The sequence below is a fragment of the Micromonospora pisi genome (assembly GCF_003633685.1).
GTDB lineage: Bacteria > Actinomycetota > Actinomycetes > Mycobacteriales > Micromonosporaceae > Micromonospora_G > Micromonospora_G pisi.
On record NZ_RBKT01000001.1, the window covers coordinates 3827348 to 3848071 of the forward strand.

15 protein-coding genes are annotated in these 20724 nt (G+C 69.9%); 3 read left to right on the plus strand and 12 right to left on the minus strand.

Going from position 1 to position 20724, the window contains the following annotated elements:
- Nucleotides 1-44 precede the first annotated feature (44 nt).
- Nucleotides 45-2336 (minus strand): SF1B family DNA helicase RecD2, encoded by a 2292-nt coding sequence (gene recD2, locus BDK92_RS16075; RefSeq protein WP_425462306.1) that lies wholly within the window; start codon nt 2334-2336, stop codon nt 45-47.
- Between the two features lie 68 nt (nt 2337-2404).
- Nucleotides 2405-3520 carry an epoxide hydrolase family protein gene (locus tag BDK92_RS16080; RefSeq protein ID WP_121157452.1) on the minus strand — a complete coding sequence of 372 codons (1116 nt, stop codon included), beginning with the start codon at nt 3518-3520 and terminating at the stop codon, nt 2405-2407.
- Between the two features lie 64 nt (nt 3521-3584).
- Here BDK92_RS16080 and BDK92_RS16085 point away from each other — a divergent pair, with 64 nt between their 5' ends.
- Nucleotides 3585-4550: a helix-turn-helix transcriptional regulator gene (locus BDK92_RS16085; protein ID WP_121162228.1), complete on the plus strand. Its 966-nt coding sequence runs from the start codon at nt 3585-3587 to the stop codon at nt 4548-4550.
- A 61-nt stretch (nt 4551-4611) separates the two neighbouring features.
- Here BDK92_RS16085 and BDK92_RS16090 read toward each other — a convergent pair whose 3' ends face one another.
- Together BDK92_RS16090 and BDK92_RS16095 are read right to left on the minus strand one after the other, a co-directional pair.
- Nucleotides 4612-5055, minus strand: coding sequence for a GNAT family N-acetyltransferase (locus tag BDK92_RS16090; protein ID WP_121157453.1), 444 nt, complete (start codon nt 5053-5055; stop codon nt 4612-4614).
- Nucleotides 5056-5059: 4 nt separating this feature from the next.
- Nucleotides 5060-5512 (minus strand): DUF4362 domain-containing protein, encoded by a 453-nt coding sequence (locus BDK92_RS16095; RefSeq protein WP_121157454.1) that lies wholly within the window; start codon nt 5510-5512, stop codon nt 5060-5062.
- Between the two features lie 260 nt (nt 5513-5772).
- Between BDK92_RS16095 and BDK92_RS16100 the strand changes: the two genes are divergently transcribed.
- Together BDK92_RS16100 and BDK92_RS16105 are read left to right on the plus strand one after the other, a co-directional pair.
- On the plus strand, nt 5773-6369 hold the full coding sequence (locus tag BDK92_RS16100) for an RNA polymerase sigma factor (protein WP_246017059.1): 597 nt from the start codon (nt 5773-5775) through the stop codon (nt 6367-6369).
- Nucleotides 6366-7391 carry a CU044_5270 family protein gene (locus tag BDK92_RS16105; RefSeq protein WP_121157456.1) on the plus strand — a complete coding sequence of 342 codons (1026 nt, stop codon included), beginning with the start codon at nt 6366-6368 and terminating at the stop codon, nt 7389-7391. The genes BDK92_RS16100 and BDK92_RS16105 overlap by 4 nt, the downstream gene beginning before the upstream one ends.
- A 115-nt stretch (nt 7392-7506) precedes the next feature.
- On the opposite strand, the gene BDK92_RS16110 is transcribed toward BDK92_RS16105, so the two are convergent.
- The 8 genes from BDK92_RS16110 to uxaC all read right to left on the minus strand — a co-directional run bounded on the left by BDK92_RS16110 (nt 7507) and on the right by uxaC (nt 20713).
- Nucleotides 7507-9012 carry a pectate lyase family protein gene (locus BDK92_RS16110; RefSeq protein ID WP_211349622.1) on the minus strand — a complete coding sequence of 502 codons (1506 nt, stop codon included), beginning with the start codon at nt 9010-9012 and terminating at the stop codon, nt 7507-7509.
- Between the two features lie 160 nt (nt 9013-9172).
- Nucleotides 9173-11743, minus strand: coding sequence for a pectate lyase family protein (locus BDK92_RS40330; protein ID WP_246017062.1), 2571 nt, complete (start codon nt 11741-11743; stop codon nt 9173-9175).
- A gap of 211 nt (nt 11744-11954) precedes the next feature.
- Complete coding sequence (locus BDK92_RS16120; protein ID WP_246017065.1) at nt 11955-13577, minus strand: pectate lyase family protein; 1623 nt, start codon at nt 13575-13577, stop codon at nt 11955-11957.
- 102 nt (nt 13578-13679) lie between these two features.
- Nucleotides 13680-15029 carry a pectate lyase family protein gene (locus tag BDK92_RS16125; protein WP_211349247.1) on the minus strand — a complete coding sequence of 450 codons (1350 nt, stop codon included), beginning with the start codon at nt 15027-15029 and terminating at the stop codon, nt 13680-13682.
- Between the two features lie 239 nt (nt 15030-15268).
- Nucleotides 15269-16474: a Gfo/Idh/MocA family protein gene (locus tag BDK92_RS16130; protein WP_121157457.1), complete on the minus strand. Its 1206-nt coding sequence runs from the start codon at nt 16472-16474 to the stop codon at nt 15269-15271.
- Nucleotides 16471-17997 (minus strand): mannitol dehydrogenase family protein, encoded by a 1527-nt coding sequence (locus tag BDK92_RS16135; protein ID WP_121157458.1) that lies wholly within the window; start codon nt 17995-17997, stop codon nt 16471-16473. The genes BDK92_RS16130 and BDK92_RS16135 overlap by 4 nt, the downstream gene beginning before the upstream one ends.
- Nucleotides 17988-19283, minus strand: coding sequence for an enolase C-terminal domain-like protein (locus BDK92_RS16140; RefSeq protein WP_121157459.1), 1296 nt, complete (start codon nt 19281-19283; stop codon nt 17988-17990). Before BDK92_RS16140 ends, BDK92_RS16135 begins: the two co-directional genes overlap by 10 nt.
- Entirely contained in the window at nt 19280-20713 is a 1434-nt protein-coding gene (gene uxaC / locus BDK92_RS16145; protein ID WP_121157460.1) for a glucuronate isomerase, read from the minus strand. The genes BDK92_RS16140 and uxaC overlap by 4 nt, the downstream gene beginning before the upstream one ends.
- Nucleotides 20714-20724 lie beyond the last annotated feature (11 nt).

Sequence of the window (20724 nt, forward strand, 5' to 3'; positions counted from 1 at the left end):
CAGGTCGAGGGGCGGTCCGTGCGAGCGGGCCACCCCTCGGCCTGTCACTGTGCGGCGGAGACCAGCCGGTGGGTCAGGGCGGTGTGGCGCCGCCCGGTCCCGGCGGTACGGACCGCGATCGCGATCGCCTTGCGTGAACCGGCCAGCACGACGAGCTTCCGCGCCCGGGTGACCGCCGTGTAGAGCAGGTTGCGCTGCAACATGGTGTACGAACTCATCGACACCGGCACCACCACCGCCGGATACTCACTCCCCTGCGAGCGGTGCACCGTGATCGCGTACGCGTGCTGCAACTCGTCGAGCTCGTCGAAGTCGTACGTCAGGTCCTCGTCCTCGTCGGTGCGGACGGTGAGCTGGCGGTCTTCGCCGCTGAGCGCGGTGACCACGCCGACGGTGCCGTTGAAGACCCCGGCCCTGCCCTTGTCGTAGTTGTTCCGGATCTGGATCACCTTGTCGCCGACCCGGAACACCCTGGCCCCGTGCCGCCGCTCCGGCATCGACTCCCGGTGCGGGGCGAGCGCCTCCTGGAGGATCGTGTTGAGGTTGCCGGCGCCGGCCGGGCCCCGGTGCATCGGGGTGAGCACCTGGATGTCGCGCGGATGCAGCTTGAACTTGCGTGGGATGCGGCGGGCGACGATGTCCACCACCAGCTTCGCGGTCTCCTCCGGTTCGTCTACCGGGAAGAGGAAGAAGTCGGGATACTCGCCGATCGCGGGCGGCTGACCCGCGTTGATCCGGTGAGCGTTCACCACCACCCCGGACTCCTGGGCCTGCCGGAAGATCTTTGTCAGGCGTACCCGGGGAATGCTCTCGGCGCCGAGGATGTCGCGCAGCACCTCGCCGGCACCGACCGAGGGCAACTGGTCCACGTCGCCGACCAGCAGCAGGTGCGCGCCCGGCGCCACCGCCTTGACCAGCTTGTTGGCGAGGATCAGGTCGAGCATCGACGCCTCGTCGACCACGACCAGGTCGGCGTCGATCGGGTTGTCCCGGTCGTGGGTCGGTTCGCCGCCGGGTCGCAGTTGCAGCAGCCGGTGCACGGTGGCGGCCGGGTGCCCGGTCAGTTCGGTCATCCGTTTCGCGGCCCGCCCGGTCGGCGCCGCCAGCACGATCTTCGCCTGCTTCGCCGCGGCGAGCGCGATGATGGACTTGACCGTGAAGGACTTGCCGCAGCCGGGTCCGCCGGTGAGGACGGCGACCTTCGCGGTGAGGGCGAGCCGGACCGCCCGTTCCTGCTCCTCGGCCAGGTCGGCGCCGGTTCTGGTACGCAACCAGGCGAGCGCCCTGTCCCAGTCGACCCCGGCGAACGCCGGCATCCGGTCACTGCGGTGGTTGAGTAGCCGGAGCAGGCTGTTGGCGAGCGCGGTCTCGGCCCGGTGGAACGGCACCAGGTACACCGCCGGAATGGTCCCGCCCTCCGTGCTCGGGTTCGGCACCTGTTCGCGTACCACGCCCTCCTCGGTGACCAGGGTGTCGAGGCAGGTGCGGACCAGGTCGGCGGGGACCTGGAGGATCTCGGTGGCGTCGGCGACCAGGTTCGGCTCGGGCAGGTAACAGTGACCGCTGTCGGTCGCCTCGGAGAGGGTGTACTGGATGCCGGCCTGGACCCGTTGCGGGCTGTCGTGCGGGATGCCGACGGCCTGGGCGATGGTGTCGGCGGTCTTGAAGCCGATCCCCCACACGTCGGCGGCCAGCCGGTACGGCTCGTCGCGGACCACGGCGACGGACTTGTCGCCGTACTTCTTGTAGATCCGTACGGCCAGCGAGGTGGAGACTCCGACGCCCTGAAGGAAGATCATTACTTCCTTGATCGCCTTCTGTTCCTCCCAGGCCGCGCCGATCATCGCGGTACGTTTCTTGCCGAGCCCGTGCACCTCGACCAGCCGCCCCGGCTCCTCCTCGATGATCCGTAGGGTCTCCGCCCCGAACAGCTCCACGATCCGGGCCGCCATCTTCGGTCCGATCCCCTTGATCAGCCCCGAGCCGAGGTAACGCTCGATGCCCTGGATCGTCGCCGGCAGCACCGTCGTGTACGAGTGCACCTCGAACTGCCGCCCGTACTTCGGGTGCGAGCCCCAGCGCCCGACCAGCCGCAGGCTCTCCCCGGGCTGCGCACCGAGCAGCGCGCCGACCACGGTGAGCAGGTCGTTGCCGGAGCGTTCGGTGGCCACCCGTGCGATCGTGTAGCCGGTCTCCTCGTTGGCGTACGTGATCCGCTCCAACACCGCTTCCAGCACGGCGGCGGGCTGTCGACCCGCCGCCGACGTGGCTGCGACTCCGGCGCCCCCGGCGGTTGCGGCTGTTGCTGCGGCTCCGGCGGATCCGGTCGCGGTCAGGCTCACCCGGACATCATGCCGGACCGGGGCTCAGCAGGACCGTGTGACCGGCGCCGAGGTCCGGGCGGTCAGCGCAGCTTGGCGTAGAAGGTGCGCAGGTCCCCGGCGAGCACGTCCGGGGCGATGTGCGCGGCGTAGTGGCCGCCGGGGCCGTACGACTTCCAGTGCACGATGTTGCGGTGGTCGCGCTCGGCGAACGTACGCATGGAGACGAAGTCGCCCTCGAACATCGCCACCCCGATCGGCACCGTGGTCGGCTCCGTAGGGTGCTCGGCCTTCGCGTCCTCGTAGTAGAACCGGGTCGCCGAGGTCGCGGTGCCGGTGAGCCAGTAGAGCATCGTGTTGGTCAGCACGAAGTCGGCGTCCACGTCGGCGGCGTCACCGAAGAGTTGCGCGTTCCAGCCGAGCAGCCCGACCGGCGAGTCGAAGATCCCGTACGACAGGGTCTGCGGCTGCTGCGAGAGCAGGGCGTTGAACGACATCTTGTTGTCGTAGAACCACTGGAGCCTCTCCAGCGCCTTCTGGTCCTCCGGCGTGATCCTCGCGAACTCGGCCGGGTCGCCGGACGGGAACGAGAAGATCTGGGTCACGTGTACGCCGACCACGTGCTCCGGGTCGATCCGGCCCAGTTCGGGCGAGACGAACGAACCACCGTCGTTGCCGACCGCGCCGAACCGGTCGTAACCGAGCCGTCGCATCAGCTCCGCCCACGCCCTCGCGGTGCGGTAACGGTTCCAGCCCCGCTCGTGGGTCGGACCGGAGAAGCCGAAGCCGGGCAACGAGGGGATCACCAGGTGGAACGCCTGCGACCCGTCGACCGGGTTGGTCAGCGGCTCGATCACGTTGAGGTATTCCACAACCGAACCGGGCCAGCCGTGGGTCAGGATCAGCGGCAGCGCGTCGGCGTGCGGGGAGCGTACGTGCAGGAAGTGGATGTTCTGCCCGTCGACCTCGGTGGTGAACTGCGGGTACTGGTTGATTTTCGCCTCCCAGGCCCGCCAGTCGTACCCGTCGCGCCAGTACTCGGCGAGCTCGCGCACGTACGCCACCGGCACGCCGTAGTCCCAGCCGGCGTCCGGGATCTCGTCCGGCCAGCGGGTGCGGCCGAGCCGGTCGGAGAGGTCGTCCAGGTCGGCCTGCGGGATGTCGATGCGGAAGGGCTTGACCTCGGTGTTCTCGCTCATGTCGACAACGCTACGGACCCTTCCGGTCAGCTTCTGTCCGGAAGCCCTGGCAGACTCTCAGAACATGTTGGAGACCTCGGCGCGGCTGCTACGTCTGCTGTCGTTGTTGCAGGCCAGGCGGGACTGGGCCGGCGCCGCGCTGGCCGAACGGCTCCAGGTGAGCGAACGGACCGTACGCCGCGACATCGACCGGCTGCGCGAACTCGGCTACCCCGTGCACGCCAGCCGGGGCACCGACGGTGGTTACCGACTCGGCGCGGGCGCCGCCATGCCGCCGCTGCTGCTCGACGACGAGGAGGCGGTGGCCGTGGCGGTCGGCCTGCGTACGGCCGCCGGTGGCACCATCACCGGCATCGAGGAGTCGTCGGTACGCGCGCTCACCAAACTCGAACAGGTGCTGCCGGCCCGACTACGGGCCCGGGTCAACGCGTTGCAGACGTACACCGAGCCGGTGCCGGCGGACCGCCCCGGACCGGTGGTCGACCCGGCCGTACTGACCACGCTCGTAGCGGCCTGCCGGGACTCCGAACGACTCCGGTTCGACTACCGGGCCCATGACGGGACCGGCGCCGTCCGGGCGGTCGAGCCGTACCGGCTGGTCTCGTGGGGACGCCGCTGGTACCTGCTCGCCTGGGACGTCGACCGGCAGGACTGGCGTACGTTCCGGGTCGACCGGATCCGGCCCCGTACGCCCACCGGGCCGCGTTTCCCGCCACGCGATCCACCGGAGGGAGGCGCCGCCGCGTACGTCTCCCGGGGTGTCTCGGCTGCGGCCTGGCGCTACCGGTCCCGCGTCCTGGTGTACGCGCCCGCGGAGGTGGTGGCCGAGCGGATCAACCCGGCGGTTGGTGTGGTGGAGGCGCTGGACGACCACACCTGTGTGCTGAACACCGGCGCGGACAGCGTGCAGACGCTCGCGGTGTACCTCGGCCTGCTCGGCGTCGACTTCGACGTCACCGAGCCCCCCGAACTCGTCGAGCACCTACGGACCCTGGCCGTCCGCTACGGACGTGCCACACCGACCGGTTAGGCGTGCCCAGTAACCTGGCTGGCCGGCGCCGCCTCCTCGGTCGGCCGCCGAGGTCCTTCGGTCAGCCGCCGAGGTCCTTGAGGAAACGGGCCTTGGACGGGCTGGCGTCCTCGTAACCCAGCCGCTGGTAGAACGCGTGCGCCCGGTCCCGGTGCCGGCTGCTGGTGACCTCCAGGCGGAGGCAGCCGGCCTCGCGGGCGCGTTGCTCGACCGCCGTGACCAGCGCGTAGCCGACACCCTGGCCCCGATAGCGGTCGTCGACGACCAACGCCACCAACCGCCCGAACCTGCCGGTCACCTCCAGCATCGGAATGACGTGCAGCGCGGCGACGCCGACCAGGTCACCGCCGTCGTCGGCGCCGACCAGCCAGCTCGACACATCGTCCAGCCAGTAGTCGAGGCGCTCGTGCACCGCCGCCTCGTCGGTCGGATACCCCAACTGCCCGAGCAGGACGGCGAGTCGCGGCACGTCCCGCCGCTGGACCGACCTCAGTTGTACGGCCATGTGGTCAGCTCTCCACCGGAGTCGGTTCGGAACACTGAGCGAAGTCGATCAGCCCACGCCTGGAAACCGGCCCGGTACAGGTCCGGCGGCTGACGTTCTGTTCCCCGAACCTGTCCTGCCGGGAATCCCTGACGACCTCGACTCCACCGTCAACGCCCGCCTCGTACACCGAGGTGATCGGGTCACCTTCCGTGGTGGGCCTGGTCACCTTGAGGCGGGCCGGACGCCCGGCCTGCGCGGCATCGATGAAGCACGTGGCGGCATCCTCGGGAAGGTCGACGTTCTTCTGCGACAGTTCGAACGTCCCGCAGTCCTCGATCGCCGTCGAACTCCCCTCAACCGCGGCGGCGGTGGCCACGTCTGGCGCGTCTGACGTGTCCGGTCCGCCACAGGCCGAAAGCACCACCATGACCAGGGCCAGGTACGAAAGTCGCTGCACCACGACAGCTTCCCCCATCACGTCAGTCTGAGGACTCGGACGCGGCCGTACGGCGATGCGTTCCGCTCCACAGCTGTAGGTTCTCGGCGTCCGGGAACGGTTGCGGACCCACTGGCAGTCAGCCAGCTGAGCCCGCCTACTTGCGGGAACGCCTCCGCCTCGCCCCGCCACACCCGCGAACACTCCTGTCGCCATCGGCGGAGTAGAGACAAGCCCTCGCGTCGTGTACGGGGGTGTGTGACGCGAATGGAGAATTAATGGGTGTGGTGACACAAGGCGTGAGCACCGCCGCGGAGGTCACCGATGCCGAGATCATCGGCCGGATGCACGGGAATCCGGCCGCGTTCGAGGCGATCTTCGATCGTTACTACCCGGCGATCCACGGATACGCGAGCCGGCGGCTGGGGCGGGACCTGGCCGACGACGTGGCTGCGGAGACCTTCCTGGTCGCGTTCGACAAGTGGCGGCGGTACGACACGGCCCAGGACAGCGCCCGGCCCTGGCTGTACGGCATCGCGTCCAATCTCATCGCCGGCCACGAGCGGGCAGAGGCCCGGCGGTACCGGGCGTTCGCCCGCGCGGAACGTCTCGCGACGGCCGGCGCCAACCTCGACGGCGACGCCGACCAACTCGCCATCCGGCTGGACGCGGAGGCCGTTCGCGGTCGGCTCGCGGCGGCGCTGCACGAGATCGCACCCTCCGATCGGGAGGTGCTGCTCCTGGTCGCCTGGGCGGACCTGACAGGTGAGGAAATTGCCCGCGCGCTGGAGATTCCGGCCGGCACCGTCCGTTCACGGCTCCATCGGGCACGCAAGGGGTTGCAGGTCGCGCTGGGTGGCGCTGACCCTACGGCAGTTGGAAGGGATTTCGAATGACCGACAACATCACCATTCTGCGTGAATGCTGGCACGGGGTCGAGCCGCCGTCGCCGGACGCGCAGGACCGGGCGCGGGCGGCGCTGATGGCCAGGATCGCGCGGACCGACGTCGCGGAGGTGCCCGTACGGAAGCGGGTCAAGGCTCGCGGTTGGCGCCTGCGCGGCTGGACGTTGCGATCCGGCATCGCCACGGTGGCCGCAGCCGCCCTGGCGGTCGGCCTCGTCACCGTCGGTGGCCTCGGCAAGGGGCCGGACGAGCCGTCCGGAGCGTCCGGGTCCGCGGCCGTGACCTTCGAGCTGGCTGCCGCGTACGCCGAGGCACAGCCGTTCACGCCGCCGCGACCCGACCAGTGGACCTATGTCGAGATCAGGGTCGTCAACTCGGACGCGGACGTCAGGAGCAAGGGGCTGAAGCCGGAGGTGACGACGCAGCGGTGGCGCCGGGCCGACGGCAAGCAAGCCGCCGAGATCGTTGACGGGGCGCTCCAGATTTTCGACGAGCCCCCGGGACTGACCCGTTTCCCCCCGACGGACTATCCGACGCTGGCCGGGCTGCCCACGAATCCGCACGCGCTGCTCGACTGGTTGCGGGCCAGGATGGGCCCCTTCAACGTGGACACCGAGGAGCAACGGAACACCGGCCTGTTCAACGCGATCTCCACGATCCTGCGCGACAACCTACTCCCGCCCGCGGTGACGGCGGCGCTGCTGCGAGCGGCCGCCCTGATCCCCGGTGTCGACCAGGCCCCGCGCCAGGTCAACATCGACGGCCGTACGGCGACGGCGGTCGGCCGCCTTCAGGACGGGTGGCGGCAGGAGGATCTGCTCCTCGACCCGGGCAGCCATGAGTTCATCGGCTACCGATCCGTGGCCGCCAAGGACATCGACCTCAACACCGACGAGACCACCCCCGCCGGCCCCGTCCACGGCGAACCGATCCATGTGAAGAAGGGCGATGTCCAGGTCATGTTGACCCGGCTGGCCGGCCGGATCGTGAACGCAGCGGGCCAGACCAGCTAACGGGGCACGTCCCTACGACAAGACGCGGGGCGGGCTGACGTCCGCCCCGCGTTGCAGTTAAGGAAGGGCCCCTTGTTAACGCTATGCGTTAACAAGGGGCCCTTCCTTAACTGCGTTACAGGCCGATGCGGCCGGTGCCGGCACCCGCCGTCACGATGGACTTGACGTTGCTGGCGGTGTCGAGCTGGTACGAGTACGGGATGCTGGCCACGCTGCCACCGGTCTGGCCGGTGCCGGAGTTGACGAAGTGGTTGTTCCGGGCGACCAGGGTGCCGGGGCCGGAGTCGGCCTCACCCAGGTGGTACGGGTCGGGCACGTTCTCGAAGTAGTTGCCCTCGACCAGGACACCCGCACCCTCGGTGGAGGCGACGCCGTAGCCGCTGTTGTTGTTGTAGTAGTTGTTGTACACGTGCACCGGGTTGGCGAACCGGACCCGGGGGTTGCGCTGGGTGGTGCCGTCGAACCAGTTGTGGTGGTAGCTCACCCGCAGGTGGCCACGGTCCTGGCTGCCGTTGTCGTCGCTGTGGCCGAGCAGCATGTTCTTGTCGTGGCCGTAGACCCGGTTCCAGGAGACGGTGACGAAGTCGGAGCCGCGCTTGATGTCGACGGCGCCGTCGTACCCGTCGGTGAAGCTGTTGTGGTCGATCCAGATGTTGGTGGCCGACTCCTGCACGTTGATGGCGTCGTCGTCCCAGCCGCGGAAGTTCAGGTTGCGGATGATGACGTTGCGGTCGCCGTTGATGTTGAATCCGCAGCCGTTGATGGTGGCACCGGAACCGACGCCGAGAATGGTCTTGTTCGACCGGACCCGGAGCATGCCGGAGCAGGAGATGCTTCCGGAGACCCGGATCACCGCCGCGCTGGTCGAGCCGAGCGCGCTGGTCAACGCACCGGCGTCGGAGACGGTCGTGGAGGGCGCGCTGCCGCCACCGGTGGTGCCGCCGTTCTGGGTGGCCCAGCCGACCAGCCCCGTCTGCGGGGGCAGGGTCGGTCCGGTGGTCGGCGGGGTGGTCGGTGGACCGGCGGTCGGGCCGGTGGTCGGCGGGTTGGTCGGCGGCGTGGTGCCGCCGCTGTCCACGCTGACGTCGTCGAAAACCGCGCTGGCGTACGAGGTGACCAGGGCGATCCGGCCGGCGGTCTGGGCGCTGTTGCTGCCGGAGCCGATCTGGGAGCCGTTGACGAACCCACGGATGGTGCTGCCGGTCGCCTCCAGGCGCAGGGTGTACCAGGTGCCGGTCGAGACGGAGACCGCCGCCGACCCGATCACCGTGATCGAGCTGCCGTTGACCGCCTGCAACTCGGCCCGGCCGTTGTTGATCAGCGCCAGCCGGTACATCCTGGTCGCGCTGTTGGAGCGGGACCCGATCGCGACCACCCGGTTCGAGCCGTTGAACGCCAGCGGCTTCACCCGAGCCTGCACCTGGTAGTCGGTCCAACTGGTCTGGCCGGCGAAGGCCCGGGCCAGTTCGCTGCCCGAGTTGCCCTGCCGATACGCGGACGTGCCGTCGGTCACCAGCGACCAGTCGCCGCCCGACTTGGACCAGCCGTCGGCGTTGCCGTCGTTGAAGTTGTCCGAGAACAGGGTCGCGGCCTGGGCTGCCGTCGTCATGCCGACGGCCATCACCACCGCGACCGCGCCGGCGCCGAGCGCGACCAGCACACCGCGGCGACGGATGCTTCTTCTCTTCACTGCGTGCACTTCTTCTTGCCTCCTGGGGCTGGGGCTCGGGTGGTGGCGCACGGCCGCCACCCGAGCCGGCATGATGGTGGTTTCCCTGGGGTCAGGGGTTGATCCGCCCGGCGCCCGCGCCTGCGGTGACGATGGACTTCACGCTGTTGGCGGCGTCCATCGCGTACGAGTACGGGACGGCGGCGACGTCTCCGGCGCTCTCCGGGGCACCGGAGTTGACGAAGACGTTGTTCCGCTGGACCAGGTCGCCCGGGTCCGATTCGGCGTAGCCGACGGCGGTCGGCCGGGTGACGTTCTCGAAGTAGTTCCCCTCGACCAGCACGCCCGCGCCCATGGTGGACGCGACGCCGTAGTCGGCGCCGAAGTAGTAGTTGTTGAACACGTGCACCGGGTCACCGAAACGGACTCTCGGGTGCCGTTCCCGGCTGCCGTCGAACCAGTTGTGGTGGTACGTCACCCGCAGGTGGCCGATGTCGGCGGTGTGCCCGTCATCGTGGCCGAGCAGCATGCTCTTGGTGTGGTTCGTGACCCGGTTCCAGGAGACGGTGACGAAGTCCGACTCCCGTTTGACGTCGACCGCACCGTCGTACCCGCCGTCGAAGGTGTTGTGGTCGATCCAGACGTTCCGCGAGCCCTGCACGTTGATCGCGTCGTCGTCCCAGCCCCGGAAGGTGAGGTTACGGATGATGACGTTCGTCGCCGAGCTGACGTTCAGCCCGTTGTCCAGGGTCGCGTTGCTGCCGACGCCGAGCACGGTCTTGTTCGACCGGACGTCGTTCATGGTGTCCGGCAAACTCAGCGAGCCCTGCACTCGGATGGTCAGCGGTGACGACGACTCCAGGGCGTCGGCGAGCGCCTGCCCGTCGGTCACCGTGACGGTCTGGCCTCCGGCACCACCGGTGGTGCCGCCGTTCTGGGTGGCCCAGCCGATCAGGCCGGTCTGCGGACCGCTGGTCGGCGGTGGGGTCGTGGCCGGGGGCGTGGTGGGTGGCGGGGTGGTCGCGGGGGGCGTGGTGGGTGGATTGGTCGGGCCGCCGGGCGCACCGACCTTGCCGACCCCGGCCTGCGCGAGGACGGTGGCCTTGGTGTCGCAGGCGGTGCCGATCGTGTACGGGTACGGCGGGTCGGTGACGCTGCCGCCGGTCTGACCGGTGCCCGAGCCGACGAAGCAGTTGTTCCGGGCGACCAGGCGGCCGTCCCCGGAGGATGCCTCACCCAGGTGGTACGGGTCGTCGACGCCTTCGAAGTAGTTGCCTTCGACGATGACGCCGGAGTCCTCGGTGGCGGCGACGCCGTAGTTTCCGGTGTTCAGGTAGTAGTTGCTGTAGACGTGCACCTGGTCGCCGAAGCGGACCCGGGGGTTGCGCTGGTTGGTGTTGTCGAAGAAGTTGTGGTGGTAGCTGACCTTGAGCCGGCCGACGTCCTGGGCGGCGTTGCCGTCGTCGTGGCCGAGCAGCATGTTCTTGTCGGTGCCGTCGGCGTGGTTGTAGGAGATGGTCACGTACGACGAGCCGCGCTTGACGTCGACGCCACCGTCGGCGCCGGTGGTCCAGGTGTTGTGGTCGACCCAGATGTGGTGCGAGAACATCTGCACGTTGACCGCGTCGTCGGCCCAGTCGCGGAAGTTCAGGTTCCGCAGGATGACGTTGTGTACGGCGTTCGCGGGCGGCGCGGTGATGGCGTTGTCGATCGGCAGGCCGATGTTGAGGCCGCCGCCGGTGAAGCCGGAGTTCGCCCCGACCCCGACGATGGTCTTGTCGGAGCTGACCTCGTGCATCGGGCCGGGCAGCGCGATCATGCCGTTCACCTGGATGATCTTCGGTCCGGCCGAGGCCGCCTCGGTGATGAACTGGGAGGCGCTGGTGACGGTGACGGTCGGGCCGCCCGCGCCGCCGGTGGTGCCGTTCTGGCCCCACGCGTTGACCGAGGCCCAGCCGTCGGCGACGTTGCCACCCGGGTTGCCGGGCGGGGTCGGCGTCGGGGTGGTCGGGGTCGGTGTCGGGTTGGTCGGCGTCGGTGTCGGGTCGGCGCCGCCGGAGGAGACGAGCACGTTGTCGAAGTTCGCCGAGGCGTTGAAGGTGGCGACGCCGATCCGGCCGGTGGCGTACTGACTGTCGGTGCCCTCGGCGAGCAGGGTGTCGTTGACGTACCCCCGGAGGCTGCTGCCGTTGACGTCGAGCCGGAGCGTGTAGGTGGTGCCGACGCTCACCGACACGCTGGCCGTGTCGAGGGTGGTCGAGGAGCCGCCGGCGAGCCGCTTGAGTTCGACCGTGTTGTTGCTGCGCAGCGCCAGGTAGTAGTAGCTGGTGCTGCTCTGCACCCGGGCGAGTAGCGCGACGAAGCGGTTGGACCCGTTGAAGGCGGTCGGTTTCACGGTCGCCTGGACCGAATAGTTGGACCAGCTTGTCGTACCGGCGATGGAACGGGCGTCGCTGCTGGTGCCGCTCTGCCGGTAGACGCGGGAGCCGTCGGTGGCGACCGACCAGCTACCGCCGGAGGCGGTCCAGCCGGTGGCGTTGCCGTCTTCGAAGTCGTCGGAAAAGAGGGTGGCGGCGTAGGCGGTGGCGCCCATGCCGAGCGCGAGAGCGACCGCGGTGACGGCGGCGCCGAGCGCGATCAGGAGACCACGGCGATGCCTTCGCCGGGTTTCGGTGGTTTCCATGGAACCTCCTCGGTGCCTATCTGCCCAGGTCAGACAGATAGATCGATGTTTGTCGATCTCTTGGGGCCGGGAGTGCCCAGGGCTGGCTGGCACTGCCCGGGCGCCGGGCTGGATCGAACGTCACGCCGGGAGGGGTGCGGGAGAACCGGGCTGACTCGCCCGTACCCGCTCCCGGCGCGGCACTGACTGACGGAACTGGTGGCGCCTGGAGCTAGAGGCCGATCTTGCCGGTGCCGGAACCGGCCATCACCACCGACTTGATGGTGTTCGGGTCTGCGACGCTGTAGCGGTAGTAGGTGCTCGGCTCCTGCACCGTGCCACCGGAGTCGCCCGCCTCACTCGTGCCGGCGAGTACGTTGTTCCGCGCCACCAGCCGGCCCCGCGACCCCGCGTAGCTGATCGACCAGGGCACCTCGACGTCCTCGAAGTAGTTCCCCTCGACCACACAACCCGAGTTGAGCTGGCAGGCGACACCGACGTCGGTGTTGTAGACGAAGTAGTTGTTGAACACGTGCACCGGCTCACCGAAACGGACCCGGGGATTGCGCTGCGGCGTACGGTCGAACCAGTTGTTGTGGTACGTCACCTTCAGGTAACCGGTGTCCTGCGCCGCGTTGCTGTCGTCATGCCCGAGCAGCATGTTCTTCGTGTGGTGATGGGTGTGGTTCCAGGAGACCGTGACGTAACTGGCCCCCCGCTTGATGTCGATCAGGCCGTCGTAGCCGAGCGACAGGTCGTTGTGGTCGATCCAGACGTGGTGCGAGTACATCTGCACGTTGACCGCGTCGTCCACGGTGTTGCGGAAGTTCAGGTTGCGGACGATGACGTTGTGCACCGCATCGGCCGGCGGGCTGGTCACGTCACTGGCCGGCAGACCGATGTTGAGCCCGCCCCCGGTGATCCCGGAACTGGCACCGACACCGACGATGGTCTTGTCCGAGGTCACGTCGTGCATCGGACCGGGCAGCGCGATCATGCCGCTGACCCTGATGTTCAACGGGCCTGACTGGGAGATCGCGGCGAGCAACTCCGCCGGGGTGTCGACGGTGACGGTCGGCCCGCCGGCTCCACCGGTGGTGCCGTTCTGGCCGAGCGCATTGACCGAAGCGAACCCGATCGGCGGTGCGCCCGGATCCAACGGCGGTTCGGTCGGCGGCAGCGTCGGCCCGGTGGTCGGCCCGGTGGTCGGCGGAGGGCCGGTCACCGTCGCCACCTCGACGTCGTCGAAGGAGGCGCTGGCGTACGAGGTGGCCAGGCCGGCCCGCCCGGAGCTGAAGCCGCTGTCGGTGGCCTGGACCACCAGGTTGCCGTTGACGTACCCGCGCAGCGAGCTACCGACCGCGTCCAGCCGCAGCGTCGCCCAGTTGCCGACCGGCACCGCCGCCGAGCCGGTGCCGAGCGCGACCGGGTCACCCCCGGCCCGCTTGATCAGCTGTACGGCGCCCCCGCTGGTCACCACCAGGGCGTAGTAGTTGCTGCTGCTCTGCGCGCGGGCGACCACCCCGACATGCCGGTTCGCGCCGTTGAAGCCGGTCGGCTTGACCCGGGCCTGGACGCCGTAGTCGGCCCAGGTCGTCTGGCCGACCAGGGTACGGGCGTCGCTGCTCTGCCCGGACTGCCGGTAGACCAGCGAACCGTCGGTCACCACGGACCAACTGCCGCCCGACTTCGACCAACCGTTGGAGTTGCCGTCCTCGAAGGTGTCCGACAGCAGGCTGTCGGCGAACGCGTACGGCATCCCGTAGGTCACCGCGACGGCGCTGAGGGTGCCGGCGACACCGGCGGCGGCGAGCAGCCGCCATCTCGGTCGTCCCCGGGTGCGGATCGGTTTCACACTGGGCCTCCTCCTGGTGGTGGTGGTGGGTTGCGGTTGAAGCGTTAGGAAGGGCCCCTTCACATCCCTATGCGTTAACAAGGGGCCCTTCCTTCCGAAGGGTCAGAGGGGGATGCGGTTGGCGCCGGCGAGGAGCTGGACGGCGAGCGGCACCAACGCGGTGGGCAGGGGCGGATCGGCGCGCAGGGTGGGGGTCCAGCCGGCGTCCGCGCCCAGGTCCGGGTCGTGGCTGGCGTTGTACGCGTCGAGCAGGCTGGTCGGGCGCGGCCAGCCGTCGCCGGTACGGACCCAGCTGCCCCGTTCGGTGACGGCGGTGCCGCCCCAGTCGTAGAGCAGGTCCTCGGCGGCGATCCCGCCGGTCAGCGAGAAGTAGTTGTTCTCCGCGTAGAGGGCGGACTGCACGCCGACGCCGAGTGCGTACTGGAAGTCCGGGCCGGCGAGCTGGTAGTGGTTGTTGTAGAGGTCGACCTGGCCGAACCGCACTCGGGGCAGTCGTTGCAGGTCACCTGCGAACAGGTTGTGGTGCAGGGTGACGTTGAGCCGGCCGACGTCCGGGCCGACCGTGTTCGACGAGCCGATCAGCATCACCTTGTCCCGGCCGGTGAACCGGTTGTAGGAGACGGTGACCCGGCTGGCGGTGTGGGTGATGTCGAGCGACCCGTCGTGCACCTGGTACGGCCGTCCGAAGTAGACCGGTTGGGCCGAGTCCGGGTTGTCGCCGTCGGTGAAGGTGCTGTGGTCGACCCAGACGTTCTCGCTGCGGCGTACCGAGAGCTGGTCGAACTGCGAGTTCCAGTTGCCGGCCTCGCCGTCGGTCGGCGCCCACGCCGGGAAGCAGTCCCGGGCGTCGACAAAGGTGAGGTTGCGGACGATCGAGTTGCTGGCGGTGTCGAGCATCAGGGTCAGCCCGGTGAGCTTCGCACCCCTCAGCCCGACGATGGTGGTGTTCGGCCCGACGTTGATCTGGGTCTGCCGGGTCTGGTTGGCGACCGAGCGCACCCGGGCCGCCTCCAGCGGTCCGCTCGGCGCCACCCGTCCCCAGACCGCCGGGTCGTACGCGGCCAGATAGGCGGGCAGGGTGTATTCCGGGTCGGCGAGGTCGGTGCAGTCCAGCAGCGTTCCGTCGGCGGCTTCGAAACCGTCGATGGAACCTTGGACGTAGATGATTTTCGGGGTGGCGTTGCTCCGGTTGGTGGCATTGTCGCCACCGAGTGCGGCCACCAGTTCGGCCCGACTGTCGACCACGTGGATCTGGTCGGCACCGGCGGTGGAACCGCCCGTGGTACCCGGTCCGGCGGCGGCCCAACCGTCGTTCGCCGGCAGCGCCTGCCGGCCCAGCAGACGGGCTCCCCAGGACAGTCGGTCATCGGATCCACCTGCGGTGACGGCCGTTGCCGGCACCATCGCGAGCGAGATCCCCACCAGTGCGGCGGTCAACCTGATCAGTCGCATCTGCACTCTCCGCGTCTGCGTGTGGGTTACCGGTTCCGTAACGCGTACGAAACCTGTTCACAAACAGACGGTAAGTATTCGCAGTCACAAGAGTCAATGTGTTGCGTGTGCAGATATGTTGCAAAGAATGGGGGCAATATTAATTGCCCCGGCCACCCTTTGGCCGAGAAGAGGGTATTCGGTCCGATTCTTACCGCACGGCTTTCCCCGCGGTTTGCAGTCGGTTTTCCGTCCGGCGCTCAGCCATTGCCCGTCTCCTCGCCCAGCGCCACCCGGTACGGCTTGACCGCCCACGGCACGCCCAACTCGTGCAGCAGCGCGCCCTCCTCGGCGGCCCGCAGCAACACCCGGTTGACCCCACGGATCGACCACACCCGCTCGGGCGGCTCTCCGCTGCCGACCACCGTCGCCCCACCCAGCAGGGTCGGCTCCGGCGCGGCGTGGATCGCCTCCACCAGGGCGGTGAAACCGGTGGTCCGCGCCAGCGGCACGAGCAACGGCACCCGGTCAGGGTCGACCCGGTGGTCGAGCAGGTTCTCCAGCAACCCCACCCGGCCGGAAATCTCCCGTGGCTCCGGGTCGCCCGGCAGCAGCAACCGGTCGGTCGGATACTCCAGCACCGCCCGTCCCGCCGTACCCCGCACGATCACCTCACCCGGGATGAACTCCTCCCCGGCCAGGGTCACCGCCGCCACCACCGGCAGCCCGGAACCGAGGCTGACCCGCAGCGACGCGGTGTCGTCCACCTCGATCGGCCGGGTCCGGTACCGCTCCAGCTCGATCGCCACCGGCTCCGCCGCGCCCACGTTCCGCGCCGACGGCACGGCCGAGGCCACCGCCAGGCACTGCATCAGCGCGTGCGCCAGCGGGTTGACCAGGGCGCCGTCGAGCACCGGGCGTCCGTCCAGGAACCGCCGGCCGGCCCACGGGGAGCGGGCGTAGTAGGCGTCGGTCCGTTGCCACGAGGCGACCGTGGCGATACCGGTGACCGTACCGAGCCGACCCTGCGCGATGGCGTCGAGCAGGGTCGTCAACGCCGTCGAGCCGAGCGCCTGGAACCCCACCTGGACGGCCCGGCCGCTGGCCACCCGCGCCTCGGCGAGACGCCGGTGCTCGGCCAGGGAGAGCACCGGTGGCTTCTCCAGCAGCAGATCGGCCCCGGACGCGAGCACGTCCAGGGCGATCGGCAGGTGCGTGTGCGGTGGCGTACAGACGACCACCACCTCCGGCCGAACCGACCGGAGCATCTCCTGGTGGTCGGTGAAGACCCTCGTGCTCGACTCACCGTCCGCGTCCGGCAACGGCTCGACCGGACGTACGTCGACCAGGGCGACCAGTTCCAGCCGGCCGGCCGTACGCAGCTGGGCGATCACCTGCCGGTGCCAGCGGCCGTGGCCACTGGCACCGATCAACGCCACCCGCGGCGGGTCGGACCGGCCGGTCACGCGGCACCGGCCACGGTCGCCTCGACCCCGTGCCGGTCCAGCGCGGTCAGCCACTCCAGCACCAGTTCGCGGACCACCTCGTCGTCGGCGAGTGCGGCCGGGAAGACCTCACCCAGCCCGAACAGCGCGTCGGCCACCCCGGTCGGGGTGTCCTTCGCACCGGCCAGCGCCGCCCGGATCCGCTGCGCGAGCGGGTCGTCCAGCGGCAGCGCGGCACCGTCGTCGGCGTACCCCTGCACGAACCGCATCCAGGCCGCGATCACCAGCGTGGCGAAGCGTGGCCGGTGTCCGGCGGCCCGCAGGTCGACCACGGTGTGCAGCACCCGCTGGGGGAGCTTCTGCGAACCGTCCATCGCCACCTGGATGGTCCGGTGCCGGATCACCGGGTTGCCGAACCGCTCCAGCACCTGGTCGCCGTAGTCGACCACCGACACCCCGTCCGGCGGGTCGAAGCTCCGCGCCACGTCCTCGGCGATCATCCGGCGCAGCACTCCCACCAGGCCCGGGATGGCCAACGCGTCGGCGATCGTGTCCCGCCCGGCGAGCGCACCGAGGTACGCGGTCGCCGAGTGGACCCCGTTGAGCGCCCGCAGCTTCAACCGCTCCCACGGCCCGGCGTCGCGGGTCAGCACCGCCCCGGCCCGCTCCCAGGCCGGCCGGCCGCCGGGGAACCTGTCCTCGATCACCCACTGCCGGTACGGCTCCGCCGCGACCGCGGCCAGGTCGGTGACGCCGAGCGCCGCCTGCGCCGCCGCGAGTGTCGCCGGGGTGCTGGCCGGCACGATCCGGTCCACCATCGTTCCCGGGTAGGTGACGTTCGCCCGCAACCAGTCGGCGATCCGCTCCGCGCGGGCGCCGTCAGCGCCGTTACGGGCCCCCGTCGACTCCGCCAGCAACGTCAGCGCCTGACCGACCAGGCTGTGCAACCTGGTGCCGTTCGACGGCAGGTTGTCGCAGCTCACCAGGGCCAACGGGCCGGCGTCGGCGACCGCGCGGGCGAGCAGCCCACGGACCAGCAGACCGGGCACCGTACGTGGGTCGCGGTCGGTGGTCAGGTCGGCGGTCACCTCGGCGTCCGGACGCAACCGGCCACTGGCCGGGTCGAGCTGGTACGCCTTCTCGGTCACGGTCAGTGTCACCACGCGGATCGACGGGTCGGCCAGCAGCGCCACGATCGCGGCCGGGTCGCTCGCGGCGTGCCGTACTCCGGCGAGCGCGCCGACCACCTGGGTCTCGCTGCCTGCGCCGGAGAGCGTGGTGACGCTGAACAGGCAGTCCTGCGCCACCAGCCGGGTCACCATCTCGGTGCTGCGCGGGGCGACCCCGATGATGCCCCAGTCGCCGCCGGCCCGCGCCACCGCCTGTTCGGTGTAGACCGCCTGGTGGGCCCGGTGGAACGCACCGAGCCCGAGGTGCACGATGCCGGCGGGCACGGTGCCGGGGCGGACCAGCGGACGGGCCGTCGCCGGCAGCCGGCGCAGGCTGCCGAGCCCGAGCGGCGACGCGCCGACGGTCACCGCCATGCCGGGCCGTCCGGGAAGCTGAACTCGGCGATCGAGGCGGGCTTCATGGTGGCGCTGTAACCGGGCTGCTCGGGCAGGAGGTAACGCCCACCCCGGGTGCGGACCGGGTCGACGAAGTGCTCGTGCAGGTGGTCGACGTACTCGACCATCCGGCCGTCGAGTGAGGTGCCGACCCGGAGGTAGTCGAAGATCGCCAGGTGTTGGACGTACTCGCAGAGGCCGACTCCACCGGCGTGCGGGCAGATCGGCACCCCGAACTTGGCCGCCATCAGGATCACCGAGAGCACCTCGTTGACCCCGCCGATCCGGCACGCGTCGATCTGGCAGACGCCGATCGCCTCGGCCTGGAGCAGTTGCTTGAAGATGACCCGGTTCGCGGCGACCTCGCCGGTGGCGACCCGGATCGGTGCGACCGCGCGGGCGATCCGGGCATGCCCGAGTACGTCGTCCGCGTGCGTCGGCTCCTCGATCCAGTAGGGCTCGACCTCGGCCAGCAGCGCCATGTTGGCGATCGCCTCGTCGACGTCCCAGACCTGGTTGGCGTCCATCATCAGCAGCGCGTCCGGGCCGATCTCGTCCCGGATGATCCTCGCCCGCCGGACGTCGTCCTCGACCGGGCCGCCGACCTTCATCTTCATCGCCCGCCACCCGTCGGCGTACGCCGCCCGGGTCAGCGCCCGTACCTTCTCGTCCGGATAGCCGAGCCAGCCAACCGAGGTGGTGTACGACGGAAAGCCCTCCTGTTCCAGCTCGGCGAGCCGCTCCTTGAGACCGACGAGTCCCTTGTCGAGGATGGCGGCGGCCTCGGCCGGGCTGATCGCGTCGCTGATGTGGTGGAAGTCGACGCTGGCGACGAGTTCCTCGGTCGGCATCTCGGCCAGCAGTCGCCACATCGGCTTGCCGGCGAGCTTGGCCCGCAGGTCCCAGACCGCGTTGACCAGCGCCCCGGTCGCCATGTGGATGACGCCCTTCTCCGGCCCCAGCCAGCGCAACTGCACGTCGGCGGTGAGCGACCGCCAGAACGCCACCGGTGACTCGACGATCTCCTCGACCGTACGACCGACCACGTGGTGGGCGAGCGCCCGGATCGCACCGCAGGTCAGCTCGTTGCCCCGACCGTTGGTGAAGGTGAAGCCGGCGCCGAAGGCACCGGACGGGTCGTCGGTACGCAGCTCGACGTAGCTGGCCGAGTAGTCGCCCCGGTTGATCGCGTCGGAGCCGTCACCGGCCGCCGCCGTCGGGAACCGTACGTCGTGCACCTCGGCCGAGGTGATGGTCACCGTCACAGCAGTCTCTCCCCGATTTTGAAGACCCGCTTCGGCAGGTGGTACGCCAGGTCGACGATGGTCTCGGCGGCCTCGTCCAACGGCAGCCGCTCCTCGGCGACCAGCCGGGCCAGGAAGCCGGCGTCGATCCGGCGGGACACGTCGTGGCGTACCGGGATCGAACAGAACGCCCGGGTGTCGTCGACGAAGCCGGCGGTGTTGTAGAAGCCGGCGCTCTCGGTGACCGCCTCCCGGAACCGGCGCAGCACCTCGGGCGAGTCCAGGAACCACCACGGCGCACCGAGGTAGAGCGCGGCGTAACCACCGGCGAGCGGGGCGAGTTCGCGGGTGAACGTGTACTCGTCCAGGGTGTAGACGACCACCCGCAGCCGGGGATCGTTGCCGTACGCGTCCAGCAGCGGGGTGAGCGCGTGCAGGTACTCGGTCGCCTGGGGGATGTCGCCGCCGACGTCCCGGCCGTGCCGGTCGTAGAGCCAGCGGTTGTGGTTGCGTACCGCGCCGGGGTGCAGCTGCATCACCAGCCCGTCCTCTATGGACATGGCGGCGAACTCGACCAGCATGTGGGCCCGGAACGCCTCGGCGTCCTCGGGTGTGGCGGTGCCGGCCCGGCCCCGGTCGTAGAGGGTGGCCGCCTCGGCGGCGCTCAGCCGCAGGGTCAGCGCGGTCGGGTGGCCGTGGTCGGAGGAGGTGGCGCCGGCGGCGATGAACGCCTGTCGGCGGCTGCGCAGGGCGTCGAGATATCCGGCGTACGTCCCGGTGTCCGTCCCGGCGACCTCGCCGAGCCGTTCGACGTTCTCGGCCCAGCCGTCGAACTCCATGTCGACCACGTTGTCCGGCCGGAAGGTGGTGATCACCCGTCCGCCGGGGCCGCCCCAGCCGTCGGCGGCGAGTTTGGCGTGCCGGCCGAGGTCGTCCAGGGGCGACTCGGTGGTCGCCAGGGTTTCGATGTTGAACTTCTCGAAGAGCGCCCGGGGACGGAACGCCGGCTCGGCGAGCCGGGCCGCGATCTCGTCGTAGATCTCGTCCGCGTTGGCCGGTCCGAAGGGCTTTGTCACCCCGAAGACGTGGCGGAACGTCTGCTCCAGCCAGAGCCGGGACGGGGTGCCCCGGTAGAGGTGCCAGTGCGCGGCGAAGCGACGCCAGATGGTCCGGCCGTCGGTCTCGACCGGCGCCCCGTCGACCGTCGGTACGCCCAGTTCGGCCGGGGGGATGCCCTGGCTGAGCAGCATCCGGGTGAGGTAGTGGTCGGGGACGATGATCAGCCGGGCTGGGTCGGGGAAGGGCGCGTCCTCGGCCAGGATGGCCGGGTCGACATGCCCGTGCGGCGAGATCAGCGGTTGGTCCTTCGCCAACGCGTACAGCTCCCGCGCGATCGCCCGTTGACTGGGCTCGGACGGGAGGAGCAGGTCGGCTCCTGGTAGTGGCGGCACGGAAGCGGACT